Source organism: Hyphomicrobiaceae bacterium (assembly GCA_041397645.1).
In the GTDB taxonomy this organism is placed as follows: domain Bacteria; phylum Pseudomonadota; class Alphaproteobacteria; order Rhizobiales; family Hyphomicrobiaceae; genus Hyphomicrobium_B.
Map to the genome: position 1 here is coordinate 32,357 of JAWKWE010000005.1, position 12,763 is coordinate 45,119.

Below are 12,763 nucleotides of genomic sequence, written 5' to 3' on the forward strand. Positions count from 1 at the left end.
GCGTCATCGCGCCGTTGCCCTGTGCGTGTTGACGGTTGTGAGGAAGTCGTGGGCGATAGCTTCCGCGATGTTGATGTCGGCGACAGCTTGAAGCCCACGCCAAGCAGGATTGGAATTCACTTCCAGCACTTGCAACTGGCCTGATGGCGTGCGGATAAGATCGATCCCCGCATAATCCGCATCGAGCGCCCGCATGGCCGCCATCGAGATTGCCGCCATTTCTGCATCGGGCACGAGCGCCTTGGCTTTGCCGCCTTGGTGAATGTTCGTCACCCAGCTCGTCCCTCGTCGCGTCATAGCAGCGACAATCCGATGGCGGGTCGCCAGCACGCGCCAATCTTCAAACAAGCCATCGTTGGGAGCAATGTAGTCCTGCATATAGTACATATGATCAACTGTAGGGCCGGTGGGAAGTTCAGCTTGCGAATGAATGAGCCCGATGCCCTTGCCCTGGCTGCCAAACAGCGGCTTCAGAACCAGCGTTCGGTCGAGGTCTTGCGTGTATTCGCGCGCGTGCGCTTCCGTTTCGACGACGCGAGTGCGGGGCGTGGGAATGACTGCTTTGTGCAGCAGAAACGTCGTTTGCGATTTGTCCACGCAACGCTCGATTACGCGCGCGTCGTTCCACACGCGCACGCCGCTTTCGCGCAGCGCGTGCAGCAATCCCAGTCGGAAGGTAATCTGTTCCAGCGTTCCGGCGGAAATGGAGCGCACGAAGACGCCGTCGGGTAACCGACCTGCGAAGCCGGGAATTTCGATGCCGCTTTCAAGTCCCGTGTCGAAGGCGCAATGGGGCAGCGAGGAAACGGTGACTTTGGCGCCGCACGCCTCCAGTGCCCGCACGATCCTGCGTGCGTGCCACTCGCCGCGACCTTCTTCGATCAGCAACGCCAAGTGCAACCCCGCGCCGTCTGGCGGAGGTTGCTGCATTGGCGGTGATGTGAGCTCATTTGAAGCTGGCATCGACAATCTCTGGCGCGATTTTTCCGGCATGGAACGACGCACCAGTCTCGATATTGGACACGATTACCTGCGCCGGGGAGAACAACATCGGGTCGATCTTATAGAAGTCTCCGTTCACCTCCGAGAAAATGTCCGCGAACGGCTTGCCGTAAGAGCTCGAAGACGAGGAGGGCAGTCCCTCAGCCAGCTTCTTGGCGTCTGCGTCAGAACCCTTGACGAACAGGTGGATGCGGCCGCCGTAGATGATGGCGTCGTTCGTGCGTCCCATCGCCTTGACGAAATCGGGGAACGGCGGCGCGATTGGGCAGGTGCCGGTGCCGTCGAGAATGTTCTCCAACGGGAAATGCAGTTCGTGGGCTTTATGGATGGCAACTTCCAGGACGCGCGCAGCAATCTGCACGGTGCCTGCGAGACTCCAAGTCGGAGCGTACAGAATTGTCAGACCTGACGTTGCGATCCCGCACGCTTCAGCGACCTTCGTCGCGACGGCCTCGGGTGGTGCCTTGTCGCCCTCGATCACGAGCGCGGCGGTCTTTCCGCCGTCGACGTAGGCAAGTTCCTTATAGAGTTCTTCAACGCGCGAGAGGGCCCGCGCTGGGCCCGATCCAAGCGCGAAGAAGCCCGTCGCGTCGTCGGTGATGGTCCAGCCCGCATACTGCGAGCCAAGGCACGAGATCACCGGATTTGTGGAATGCACGACGACACCCAGCGGCCAGTTTGGACACGGCGACGATTTGGTGATTTGAACGGTGCCGAGCCCGCCCATGCACACTTCACCAAGCAGGCGTCCCGCTTCGAGGCAACCTGGGACTGCCGCGCCGAGATCGATCAGACGTCCGCCAGCATTGCCGGTCGATACGCCAACGCGCAACGCGAGTGCATCGGCGGCGATCTTGTCGACGATCTTGCCAGCAAGAGCATTGACGCTTGGGGCCGGCGCTCCGGCGGTGGTGGCCTGCATGGGATTGTCTCCTCAAGTCTTGTTTTGAAACTGTGTGTAGACGAGGTCGGCGAGCCTTGAAAGGCGCGCGCGAACATTGGTTTCTGCATCTTCGGCGCTGGCGCCATCGGCGTGGACGGTCGCTAAGGGCTGTTCTGAGGCAATGGTAGTTCCTGGCAGCGGCCTGTCCGAGACCCAATCGGGCCACTCCAGCTCTCCCGCGATCAACGGCCCGCGGTCAGCGTAGAGGAGGGCTGAGGCGCGCGATTGCACGTTTGGCAGCATACGATCCTGCCAAAGGCCGTTGCCAAGCCCGGCTTCCACCTGAGCGCGAAACAGGTTGCCATCAAGATCGTCGAAAACATCGAGCGTTGCGCCCGGCCGCGGATTAACCTCAAGCAGGTAGGCTGTGGCGTCGTTAACGATGAAATCGAATGAGATCAGCCCAACGGGGTCGAGAAGTTCGACCAGAGTGGCTGCCGCGCTGACCATCTGCTGCTCGGGGGATGTTTCCGCATACTCTGTGATGACAGCGCCGCCGTAGCGAAACGGCTTGCGCGCGCTGGGGCAGACCCACTGACGTGAAAACTCCATGGCAAGCCCCCCTTGCGCCGAGATGGCCATCACGGATCTCGCCTCGCCACTGAGGCGGCGTTGGAAATAGTGGCGTGCGTGTGGTCTGCGCAGATTTGCAAACTCGCGGATGTGCGCGCCGCCTGCCGCGCCGACGCGCTTTGCAAGCCATCCTTCACGGTCGTCCGGGGCGCTCAGAGTGGTAGGCGGATGCGCGATGCCAAGCTGTTTGAGAAGCGGAAAGAACGTTCCTGGGTTTTTCAATTCCGCGACGGTTTCGGCCTTTGTGCCAAGAAGGCGATAGCGGTCGTCAAGGCTTTCGATGAGCTTCGGCCGATCTTCAAATCCTGAGCCGAGCACGATGCCGATTGGCGGCGTCGCAGCTTTAGCGATGAGTGTCTCGATCGCGGCAAGGAGCGGTTTGGCGGAGAAGCCTCGGCGAACTGCATCTGGGAGTTGAACATAATGCGCCGCCGCCGCGCGTGTGTCGGCATCGCCAAAGGCGTCGACGACGAGAGGCACAAATCCGGCGCGGCGCGCAGACTGCGCGAGCGCGCGCCCGGAAAATGCGGCAATGAGGACCGTTTCGCCTGACATCGCTATCGCTGTCCCGCATCCAGCCCGAAAGCCGATGGCGTTGAAGTTTTGATGTGGGCCGGAAAGCTGCATGGCCGGATGCGCTCCGGCCATGTTCGATGGTGTCTTGTCTCAGCACCCAATGAGCGAGCGCTTCGGGGAAGATGGGCTTGCGCTTAAGCGAGGCCAGTCAGTTCCTTGGCCTTCGCATAGGCATGACGGAAGTCGAGAAGCAGCGGCTTGTCAGAGGTAAGCATCTGCTTGAAGAGGCCGGACTCCGTCTTGTACTTGATGTCGCCGATGGCGAGTGCGCCGACCCCGAGGGCCTTGCTGCCGGGCAGTTCCACGCCGTCCATGAACAGGTCCATTCCGTCGACGCCGGGAGGCGGTACGGCATTGACGTCGGCCACGATGAGCAAGTTCTTGGCGATCTCTTTGTCTTCCTTGGAAACGACCTGCACGCCGGCGGCGGCGGCGGCAAAGATGACTTCCGCATTAGAGATGATGTCGCGCTTCTGCTCGGCCGTTTCGCCTGCAACCGGTTCCAGATCGACGCCGAAACGCTCCTTGGAAATCGCCGCGCTCTTGATGACGCGGTCAACGCCACGATGAGCGACAAGGCGAACCTTCGCGCCTTCAAGCGCAGCGATGATCGAAGAAGCGAAACCGACAACGCCGGTTGCGCCAAAAACTGTGACGGTGACGTCTTTCCAGCTCTTGTTGAGCTTCGTCTTCATCTGACGCTCAACGCATGCGACCATGGCGGCTGCTGTCGTGAACGAGCCGGCTGGATCTGCAAATACGGAGCATTCGAACGGCGGCACCATTGCCTTCTTGGCGGCTTCCAGCATGTCCAGAGCCATGATGGCGTCTTTGCCGCCAAGGAAGAAGCCAGTGCGGACGCCGAAGTTCGGCGGACGCGAGAAGATGGCATCCTGAATGAGCGGAGTGACATCAGCGATCTCGACGCTGGTGTAAGGCACGATAACCTTATAACCGGCGTCAGCGGCCATGTTCACATCGAAGGGGCTAACGTGCTTGCGGGGGTCGAGCATATGCAGAATGGGCGTGGCTTCGCTCATAACGTCTTCAAACTCCCAGATCTTTTTTTGGTTATTTAGATTTGATCGATAGTGGCGCCCGTGTTGCGACCACGCGCAACGACGATTTCAAGTCCGTCCGCTTTAGCCTCTTCGACTAAAGAATGATAGAGGCGATCTGACGCTTCCTCGCTCTCGACGAACGCGAACCCCGTGGGCCCCCACGAGCTTTGCCCCAGTCCGATAGCGCCTAGCTCGCCCATACGTTGAACGAGGCGACCTACCGCCGCGCTTGTCCATGGGCTTCCGCCCTGGGCTTTGGCGAAGTGTGCGCCGACAATCTGCTGGATTTCGGTCAGTGCGCTGCCGAATGCCTGGATATCGAGTTCCTTCAGTCCCGGGACCAGCTTCATTAGGATCAATCGGCAGATGGTGGCTGCCCATTCCTCGGGGAACACCGGCAGTGCCTTAAACGCCAGTACCTCGGCCTCTCCCGATACTCCCGATCTTGCCGGATCCAGAACAAGAAGCACCCGCCAATGGTCCGGAAAGTCAGCGCGCAGCGTTACCGGCGGGGCTTGATCGTGCGTGCCACGGCCGCCATCGATCAAAAAGCCGCCGTCAACGAACGCCGCCAGCCCGATACCCGACCGCGCTCCACGCTCCCCCAACTGGGCAAGGCCATAGGGTGTCAGAGGCCGCCCTTCCAGCTGGGCGATAGCCGCGCCAATCGCAAGGGCAAGCTGCGTTCCCGAGCCCAGTCCTGCGTGGGCAGGAATGGCCTCTTCCACGGTTACGGAGTAGCCTTGGCCAGAGTGGTTTGAGAAGCGGCTAACAAGATGAAGTGCGCGACTGCTTTCGGGGCCATGCGCCGAATGGTTGGCCGCGCGCTGGATGACGAGGCGCGTCTGCGGTTTGTCGATGGCCAGCCCAATACTGCCGAAACGGCGGCCGAGCGAACCGTTGAGGTCGAGAAATCCAAGATGGAGCCGAGCGGGCGCATTCACTCTCAGGCCGGGAGTCTTCGTATTCCTCGGGTTCAAATTTCTCTGGTCCTTCACGTGACGGGCGGCCGTGGGCTAGGCAAGAGAGTTTTCCTGGCGCACGGCATCGAGGTAGGGTCTATTCGAGCCAGAGTCCAGCAAAGCCTGAGCGAGGGCAAGATATGAGCAAAGAACGTGAAATTCCTATGCCCGCCGCGGACGTCGAAGCGTGGTTGAAAGCCAATCTTCCGGCCTGGCGGCTAGAAGACGGGTGGATTAAGCGCACATACAAGACCGCCAGTTGGAAGGGAACGTTGATGGTGATCAACACCGTCGGGCATCTGGCCGAGGCGGCATGGCACCACCCTGACATCACCGCTTCATATGCCTGGGTAGAGGTCCGCCTCATGACCCACAGCGCCAAGGGCATCACCGTCAAGGACCTCGAACTGGCGTGCAAGATCGAGGACGTCGTGGGCTGGCAGCCCGGCAAAGAAGGCAAGGGACTGGAAGGCACGCCGGAAGGCGATATGCGCTTCGCTTATATTAAATATGACTGACGTGCCATCGGTTCCAATAGAAGGCGATCGTCCATTCGATGCCACCATTGGATTGGGCTCGAACGTTGGCGATAAGCGCGCCAACATTGCCCGCGCCGTAGAGTTGTTGACCGCGCGGGGCGACATCGTGCTGGTGGCGCGCTCGCGAGATTATCGATCCGCGCCTTGGGGCGTTCTAGAGCAGGACTGGTTTGTCAACGCAGTGATCTGCGTTGCGACGGGATTGGCGCCACACGATTTGCTCGCGCGTTGCCTTGCAGTTGAAAATGAGATGGGTCGCGTGCGCGCCCAGAAGTGGGGGCCACGATTGATCGACGTCGATGTGCTGACCTACAGGGACGAGACAATCAATACGCCAGATCTGATCGTGCCACATCCTCTAATCGCGCAACGTGGCTTCGTATTGGTTCCGCTGCGTGAGGTCGCACCTGGTCTCAAGATCAATGGGCGGGAAATCACCGATCTCCTGCGCGACGTGGATACTTCAGACCTTGTTCCGATCGAGCACGGATTGAAGCAATGACCAAAGCGCGTAGCCAACAAAAAACCGCGGCTCGAGTGAGCCGCGGTTTCGAGCAGTCAGGCGCTAGCCTTACTTGCTGAAGGTCTTGAGATACTCAAAGAGGTTCTTGCGATCGTCTTCGCTCTTGAGGCCCATGAAGACCATCTTGTTGCCGGGCACCTTTGCGCGCGGGTTCGTGATGTACTCTTCGAAGGTAGCCTCGTCCCAGGTCAGGCCCGAGTTCTTCATGGCTTCCGAATAATTGAAGCCTTCCTCGCTGCCAGCCTTACGACCGATGACGCCTGTCAGGTTGGGGCCAACAGCGTTCTTGGCGCCTTCACCGACCTGGTGGCAGGCCTTGCATTTATTGAAAACGGTCTTGCCTGCCTCAGCATCGGCTGCAGAAGCCGCGACCGGCATGGCAGCGACCATAGCGGCCGCCAGAACCCACTTGCGCATCGTGTGTTTCCTCTCGTTTCGCCATTCTTGGCACCTGGTTAGAGCGCCAAGCTTTTTAAACTAGCGCGGGCAATTTGACAGTCTTTTTCTGAACCCAAGCTGAACCAAATGCCGCACCTCCAAGGCGAAACATCTTCTCATCTTAAATTCATGACTTCAATCAAGAATTCAGATTAGAGCGCATGCGTACTGCAGCGCCATCGTGATGGCTTATTCTTCCGACTTCGAGGCGCCACCCACGCGCCGGTAAATGAACGGCGGCGGGTCTGCTTGCGCGCTTTCGCGCTCAGCTGTCGCGACGAAGTCGGCGTGGTAAGGTGAGAACTTGCACGCAGGGTCCGTATTGCTTGCGTCGCCCGTGAAAGCCATGGCTTGGCAGCGGCATCCGCCGAAGTCGATTTCGGCACGCGGACAGCTCTTGCACGGCTCCTTCATCCAGCTCGTGCCGCGATAGGCTTGGAAGGCCTGACCGTTAAGCCAGATATCGGCAAGCTTGCGCTCGCGCACATTGTCGAACTGAAGCCCAGGCACGGTTTCGGCTGCATGACACGGCAACACCTTACCCGACGGCGTGATGTTCATGATGCCGCGACCCCAGCCGCCCATGCACGGCTTCGGCGTCTTGGCGTAGTAGTCGGGCACGACGAAGTCGAATACCAGGATACCCTTCAGCCGCTCCTTGGCCTCTTCGACAATCTCGGCGCTCTTCATGAATTCGGCGCGCGTCGGCATCAAAGCGGCGCGGTTCTTCAACGCCCAGGCGTAGTATTGGATATTGGCGACTTCCAACCGCTCCGCGCCCATCTCGACGGCGAAGTCGATGATGCGGGGCAGGTTCTTCATGTTGTGGCGATGGATCGGCGCGTTGATGGTCAACGGCATGTCGAATTCTCGCACCCACTTGCCGAGCTCGCGCTTCTTGGCAAGGCCGCCCTTGTAGGCGGAGATGCGTTCCGCGTTCTCGTCATCCACGTCCTGGATCGACAGTTGGACGTGATCGAGCCCAAGATCCTTGAGCTTCTTGAGGCGATCACGTGTGAGCGTGACACCTGCAGTGATGAGGTTGGTGTAGAGCCCCGCCTTGGCGGCGACTTCGACGATGTCTTCCAAATCCTTGCGCACGGTCGGCTCGCCGCCCGAGAGATGGATCTGCAGAATGCCGAGCTCACCCGCCTGGCGCATGACGTCTTGCCATTCAGCGGTCGTCAGCTCGGTATTCACACGTTCCAGCTCCAGCGGGTTGGAGCAGTACGGGCACTGCAGCGGGCAGCGATGGGTCAGTTCCGCAAGCAGACCGACCGGCGCACGCGCGCACAGGTTCGGCTCGACTGCGTCTCCGAACTCTTCGAGCGGGGCGATCTCGGCGATCTCATTCATGGTAGGCCGGACTCCGTTATCTATTAGGCTTTCACGACACCCTTATCGGAAAGCTCCTGCAACATGGATATGGTGTCTTTGACGATGTCTTGCAGCGGTGCGTTGTATTCTTTTGCTAACACGGCCGCGATGTCCTCGACGCTCGTCGCTCCATCACAACGCTTCAATATTTCGACAGAGATCTCGTCGGGTTCGAATACGCGCTCTGGTGCGAGAATGAGCCAGCGACCGCGACCGGCGTCATGGCGCAGCTTGATGTGTCTTGGCAGCGATGGCTTGGATGTCAGAACGACGATCGCGCGGGTACGTGCAGCGGACGAGGGTGTGGTCTCGGTCATCTAAATCAAGCCTCCGGCCTAAACGCGCCGGGCGGAATGTTGCCGGCGACATAGGCGTTATAGAGCGCATCGAGCTGCACCCAAAGCACGTTGCACTTGAAGCGGACCGCTTCCACGCAGGCTTCCTGCTCATCCCGCGTCTTGGCGTGGTCGAGAACGTAGTTAAGCGCAAACTCGCTATCGCGCGGGGCCTGGGTCAGGCGGCGCTTGAAATAGGCCATCACCTCGTCGTCGATGAAGTCATAGTTCTCCAGCATCCCAGAGATGCGCTCTTTGTGGATCTTGGGAGCGAATAGCTCGGTCAACGACGATGCAACGGCAACAGTGAGCGGCTGTTCGCGCACGAACGTAACGTAGCTTTCGACCGCGAACACGGTAGCGGCGAGTGCTCCGCGCCTTGATGTTACATATTCGCGATCAAGCCCCAGACCATCGGTTAGAACCAGCCAACGCTCGATGCCACCCGGTTCCTCGGGCGGAAGGCCGTCATGATCGTGGATGCGGTTCAGCCATTCGCGGCGCAGTTCCCGGTCGTGAACGCGCGAGATGAGGGCGGCATCTTTGCGCGGTACGGCAGCCTGGTAGCAGTAGCGGTTCAAAGCCCACGCCTGCACTTGCCCCTTGTTGAGCTTGCCGCCGTGGAGCATGTGGTGGAAGGGATGCAGATCGTGATAGCGCTCAGGTCCGACGGCGCGGATCTGCTTTTCGAATTCATCGCGCGTCCACATCGGCTGTTCGCCGCGCGCCGTAGCGCTCTTTTGTTCAAGGCTGATTGCGGTCATATCCGGACCTCCATTCCATCGTAGCCCACTTCCCAGCCGGAGGCATCGACGGCCTTTCGGGCCGGCGAATTCTCATCGAGTGCGGGATTGGAGTTATTGATGTGCACGTAAATGCGCCGCTTGATGTTGAGTGGTTTGAAGACCTCGATGGATCCGTCAGATCCCGACATCGAGATGTGTCCCATGCGCTGGCCGGTCTTCTGCATCAGCCCCTGATCGATCATTTCATTGTCGGTGAAAAGCGTGCCATCGAAGAAAATCAGATCGGCGCCTTTGATCTTCTTGGCCAGCGGTTCATCCACCTCGGCGCATCCTGGAATGTAGAAGAATGACTTGCCGGTTTTGTTGTCGGTTATCTCCAGACCGATGGTGTCACCTTCGCGGCTACCGTAGTTTGTACTCTCGCCACCTTTTTCTAGGAACAGAGCAATCTTGCCTGGAACTGCGAATGCTTCAACTGTCAAGCCAAGGTCGATTCCATCGCCGGTGAGCTCTGTTTTGGTATCGAGCGGCAGCGTGATGCGGGGCACGATGTCATGCGCGCACACATCAAAAATCGAATTGGAGGCGATGGTCGCCAGAACGCGGTCGGAGCCGTAGATCGAGAAGGGCTGGCGCTCGCGGAGATTGATCAGACCGACGATGTGATCGACGTCGGCGTTGGTCAGCACGGCGGCCTTGATAGGACTGTTGCGCAGCGCTCCAGTCTTTTCCGGATGAAGCTCGGGATTATCCGCGATCTGCTGGCGCAAATCCGGCGAAGCGTTCAGCAGCACCCAGTTGCGCCCGTCGGAAGAGACTGCGAGGGACGATTGAGTGCGAGGTCGGTAACCGGACTTGCCTGCCCGAACAGCTGCGGAGTGCGTACCGTTGCAGTTCCATTGGGGGAAGCCGCCTCCCGCCCCGGAACCAAGAATCTTGATGATCATTTCGAAAGGCCGAGTTGGGCGCGCCGGCGCCGGTGGAGTTGATTGTCGCCGATGCTGGAAATATCGCCGGGTGCCAGAAATGGCTGCGGCGGCCGATGAAGTTCATCGACCGCCGCGCCGGAAACTCACGGATAATCGCGAGTCCGAGTGCGTCACACTTAGATGACGTCGATCTCGGCGGGGAGGTAGCTCGTTACTTCGAGACCAACTTCCTGCTCACGAACTTCGGGCTTCGACCAGATCTTCATAGGATTTCCTCCAGTTTTCAAAGCTGCCTTCTCAGAAGTGATGCCCGGCTGGGCCCATTTCTGGGGCAGACACATTTCTTTTTGTGCCGGCCCACTCTGCGGATCGAAATTGAGAAGTCAAGACCGCTCCGCGTCGAATTCTTTAGAACACGGAAACCAGCGCAAGCCAATTCAACGCATTTCACGTCTGCGTGTTAAGTGCGTGTGATCTCTATGTAATTTTGTATCATTACACTTTGCGCTGGGTCTCGGAGAAGATGAGGATGCGCTCGGATGCGAGCCGTCAGATGCCGGACTGTTGGAACGCTTCGTTCGGCTCAGCGATCCACTCCAGGTGGCGGTTTGGATAGGCCGTCGCGAGCCCATCCCCGAAGGCGGCACGGGACCACAAAGTGCGCGGAGAACATGGTGCGCTGCAAATAGACGTCGAAATGGAATGATAGACCGGTTTCATCGGATATTTGGATTTTTGTTCTATTGAGTCTCGTATAGCTTCGTGATAATCGAAAAATAATTCCCCGCCCATGGCTGACGACGGTGTGTTCGTTAAGCCTTATGACGGGGCTGCAAAGTCCCTGCTGCCCGCAAGGCTTGTGCTGTGCTTTAAGGAGCGCAAACGAAAGGCCCGTTAGTGTCGGTGTAGAATTTCGCCGCGCCGCCCACTGGAGAGATCTGTGACGTCTATTCCTTTGCTGCCGAAGAACGCTCCGTTCCCGGCTGAAGACATCGACGCCTTGAACAAGGTGGTCGCAAAATCGACTCCCCTCCAGCGCAGCTGGTTGGCAGGATTCTTTGCGGGCTTTGAAGCCGCGCAGGGCGGTGCATCGGCGACGCCAGCGGCTCCGCCTAGGCCGCGTGTTCCCCTCACGATCCTATATGCGAGCGAAAGCGGCAACGCAGAAGGACTCGCGCTGAAGGCCAAGAAGGTTGCCGCCAAGCAGGGCTTCGATGCCAAGGTCTTCGACATGGCCGATGCAGACATGGCATTGCTCGGCAAGGCTAAGAATATCATCGTCTATGCTGCTACTTGGGGCGAGGGCGATCCGCCCAGCCGCGCAGTTGATTTCTATCAGGAGCTGATGGGCGATGGCGCCCCGCGCCTCGATGGCGTGCGTTTCGCCGTCCTGGCGCTAGGTGACACCGCCTACGCGCAGTTCTGCGAGGTCGGAAAGCGCATCGATGCGCGTCTTGAAGCGCTGGGTGGCGTGCGGGCCGCCGATCGCGTCGATTGCGACCTCGACTTCGCCAAGCACGCTTCGGACTGGACGGAAAAGACATTCGCCAAGCTTGCGCCAGCCGATACCGGCGGTGGGGCCACCGTCGTGCATGTCGATTTCAAGGGTGCTGCACCTCTTGCCGACGATGAAGATGCCGAGCCAGCGTTCACTGCTGAAAATCCGCTGGAAGCTGAAATCGCCGCCCTCATCGACCTCAATGGCACCGGTTCGACTCGCGAGACGTGGCACGTCGAGTTTGCCACGGATGATCCGGCGTTTGTGTATACGCCTGGTGATGCCATCGGTGTGCTGCCCGAAAACGATCCCGAGCTTGTCGATCAGCTTTTGAAAGCGACGGGGCTGTCGTCGGACGCAGCGCTGTTGCTTAAGCTTCAGAAGTCCTACGACGTCACGACGCTGTCAAAGCCGCTGGTTGAGAACTACGCGAAATTGACGGGACGTGCCGACGTCAAGGCGTTGCTTGAAGGCGATGCGCTGGCGCGCTTTGGAGCCGACCGCCAACTCGTCGATCTGTTCGAGACTTACCCTGAAGTGCTCAATGCGGAGCAGCTCGTTTCGGTGTTGAGACCGCTTCCTGGCCGGCTCTATTCGGTTGCCTCCAGTCTGAAGGCGCATCAAGGCGAAGCGCATCTCACCGTTGGCGCTGTGCGCTGGGAAAGCCATGGAAAGATGCGCAAGGGCGTTGCCTCGACTTATCTCGCCGATCGCCGCAAGGCGGGAACGACGGCGCGCATCTACGTCAAGCCCAACCGTCACTTCCGTCTTCCCACCGATGGCAACACACCGATCATCATGATCGGCGCGGGCACAGGTGTTGCGCCCTATCGCGGCTTCGTGGAAGAGCGCGCAGAGACGGGTGCGACCGGCAAGAGCTGGCTGTTCTTCGGCGAGCGCAACTTCACCAACGATTTCCTTTACCAGCTCGATTGGCAGGATCATCTGGCGTCGGGCGCGCTGACCAATATCGATGTCGCCTTTTCGCGTGACCAGCCCGAGAAGATCTACGTGCAGCACCGGCTTTGGGAACGACGCGCGGAGTTGTTGCGCTGGATTGACGAGGGGGCGCACATCTACGTGTGCGGCGATGAGAAGGGCATGGCAAAGGACGTCGATGCGACACTCGTCAAGATCCTCGCGGAAAATGCCAAGGGCGACGAGGAAGCGGGTAAGGCAAAGCTGAAGGAATTCACCAAGGCTGGCCGCTACCAGCGCGACGTATATTGAGAATTTTGAGCTGACCCAAGAACGGGCAGGC

The 12,763-nt window shown here is 59.4% G+C and carries 14 protein-coding genes; 3 read left to right on the plus strand and 11 right to left on the minus strand.

Going from position 1 to position 12,763, the window contains the following annotated elements; genetic code table 11:
- Positions 1-3: 3 nt before the first annotated feature.
- The 5 genes from R3D51_13985 to R3D51_14005 form a co-directional block, all read right to left on the minus strand.
- Positions 4-963 carry a RimK family alpha-L-glutamate ligase gene (locus R3D51_13985; GenBank protein ID MEZ5900589.1) on the minus strand — a complete coding sequence of 320 codons (960 nt, stop codon included), beginning with the start codon at positions 961-963 and terminating at the stop codon, positions 4-6.
- Positions 947-1,924, minus strand: coding sequence for a methenyltetrahydromethanopterin cyclohydrolase (gene mch / locus R3D51_13990; protein MEZ5900590.1), 978 nt, complete (start codon positions 1,922-1,924; stop codon positions 947-949). The genes R3D51_13985 and mch overlap by 17 nt, the downstream gene beginning before the upstream one ends.
- Before the next feature lie 12 nt (positions 1,925-1,936).
- Positions 1,937-3,166: an ATP-grasp domain-containing protein gene (locus tag R3D51_13995; GenBank protein ID MEZ5900591.1), complete on the minus strand. Its 1,230-nt coding sequence runs from the start codon at positions 3,164-3,166 to the stop codon at positions 1,937-1,939.
- A gap of 62 nt (positions 3,167-3,228) precedes the next feature.
- On the minus strand, positions 3,229-4,134 hold the full coding sequence (locus R3D51_14000; protein ID MEZ5900592.1) for an NAD(P)-dependent methylenetetrahydromethanopterin dehydrogenase: 906 nt from the start codon (positions 4,132-4,134) through the stop codon (positions 3,229-3,231).
- Positions 4,135-4,169: 35 nt separating this feature from the next.
- Complete coding sequence (locus tag R3D51_14005) at positions 4,170-5,099, minus strand: GHMP kinase (protein ID MEZ5900593.1); 930 nt, start codon at positions 5,097-5,099, stop codon at positions 4,170-4,172.
- Positions 5,100-5,257: 158 nt separating this feature from the next.
- On the opposite strand from R3D51_14005, the gene R3D51_14010 reads away from it, so the two are divergent.
- On the plus strand, positions 5,258-5,635 hold the full coding sequence (locus tag R3D51_14010) for a 4a-hydroxytetrahydrobiopterin dehydratase (protein ID MEZ5900594.1): 378 nt from the start codon (positions 5,258-5,260) through the stop codon (positions 5,633-5,635).
- Complete coding sequence (folK, locus tag R3D51_14015; protein ID MEZ5900595.1) at positions 5,628-6,158, plus strand: 2-amino-4-hydroxy-6-hydroxymethyldihydropteridine diphosphokinase; 531 nt, start codon at positions 5,628-5,630, stop codon at positions 6,156-6,158. Before R3D51_14010 ends, folK begins: the two co-directional genes overlap by 8 nt.
- Before the next feature lie 69 nt (positions 6,159-6,227).
- Here the strand turns inward: folK and R3D51_14020 are convergent, their stop codons facing one another.
- From R3D51_14020 to pqqA, 6 genes are all read right to left on the minus strand, one after another.
- The gene (locus R3D51_14020) at positions 6,228-6,596 is read right to left on the minus strand and encodes a cytochrome c family protein (protein MEZ5900596.1); all 369 of its coding nucleotides are present in this window, start codon (positions 6,594-6,596) and stop codon (positions 6,228-6,230) included.
- 210 nt (positions 6,597-6,806) lie between these two features.
- Positions 6,807-7,964 (minus strand): pyrroloquinoline quinone biosynthesis protein PqqE, encoded by a 1,158-nt coding sequence (pqqE, locus tag R3D51_14025; GenBank protein MEZ5900597.1) that lies wholly within the window; start codon positions 7,962-7,964, stop codon positions 6,807-6,809.
- A gap of 32 nt (positions 7,965-7,996) precedes the next feature.
- Positions 7,997-8,311, minus strand: coding sequence for a pyrroloquinoline quinone biosynthesis peptide chaperone PqqD (gene pqqD, locus R3D51_14030; GenBank protein MEZ5900598.1), 315 nt, complete (start codon positions 8,309-8,311; stop codon positions 7,997-7,999).
- A gap of 5 nt (positions 8,312-8,316) precedes the next feature.
- Positions 8,317-9,093: a pyrroloquinoline-quinone synthase PqqC gene (gene pqqC, locus R3D51_14035; protein ID MEZ5900599.1), complete on the minus strand. Its 777-nt coding sequence runs from the start codon at positions 9,091-9,093 to the stop codon at positions 8,317-8,319.
- A complete protein-coding gene (gene pqqB, locus R3D51_14040; GenBank protein MEZ5900600.1) occupies positions 9,090-10,022 on the minus strand; it encodes a pyrroloquinoline quinone biosynthesis protein PqqB in 933 nt (310 codons plus the stop codon). The genes pqqC and pqqB overlap by 4 nt, the downstream gene beginning before the upstream one ends.
- Positions 10,023-10,180: 158 nt before the next feature.
- Positions 10,181-10,270, minus strand: coding sequence for a pyrroloquinoline quinone precursor peptide PqqA (gene pqqA / locus R3D51_14045; protein ID MEZ5900601.1), 90 nt, complete (start codon positions 10,268-10,270; stop codon positions 10,181-10,183).
- Between the two features lie 674 nt (positions 10,271-10,944).
- Between pqqA and R3D51_14050 the strand changes: the two genes are divergently transcribed.
- Positions 10,945-12,732, plus strand: coding sequence for a flavodoxin domain-containing protein (locus tag R3D51_14050; GenBank protein ID MEZ5900602.1), 1,788 nt, complete (start codon positions 10,945-10,947; stop codon positions 12,730-12,732).
- Positions 12,733-12,763 lie beyond the last annotated feature (31 nt).

Coding starts and splice junctions, on each gene's coding strand:
- pqqD (MEZ5900598.1), bottom strand. CDS start 8,311: ATGACCGAGACCACACCCTCGTCCGCTGCACGTACCCGCGCGATCGTC.
- pqqB (MEZ5900600.1), bottom strand. CDS start 10,022: ATGATCATCAAGATTCTTGGTTCCGGGGCGGGAGGCGGCTTCCCCCAA.
- folK (MEZ5900595.1), top strand. CDS start 5,628: ATGACTGACGTGCCATCGGTTCCAATAGAAGGCGATCGTCCATTCGAT.
- R3D51_14000 (MEZ5900592.1), bottom strand. CDS start 4,134: ATGAGCGAAGCCACGCCCATTCTGCATATGCTCGACCCCCGCAAGCAC.
- R3D51_13985 (MEZ5900589.1), bottom strand. CDS start 963: ATGCCAGCTTCAAATGAGCTCACATCACCGCCAATGCAGCAACCTCCG.
- pqqC (MEZ5900599.1), bottom strand. CDS start 9,093: ATGACCGCAATCAGCCTTGAACAAAAGAGCGCTACGGCGCGCGGCGAA.
- R3D51_14010 (MEZ5900594.1), top strand. CDS start 5,258: ATGAGCAAAGAACGTGAAATTCCTATGCCCGCCGCGGACGTCGAAGCG.
- R3D51_13995 (MEZ5900591.1), bottom strand. CDS start 3,166: ATGGCCGGAGCGCATCCGGCCATGCAGCTTTCCGGCCCACATCAAAAC.
- mch (MEZ5900590.1), bottom strand. CDS start 1,924: ATGCAGGCCACCACCGCCGGAGCGCCGGCCCCAAGCGTCAATGCTCTT.
- pqqA (MEZ5900601.1), bottom strand. CDS start 10,270: ATGAAGATCTGGTCGAAGCCCGAAGTTCGTGAGCAGGAAGTTGGTCTC.
- R3D51_14020 (MEZ5900596.1), bottom strand. CDS start 6,596: ATGCGCAAGTGGGTTCTGGCGGCCGCTATGGTCGCTGCCATGCCGGTC.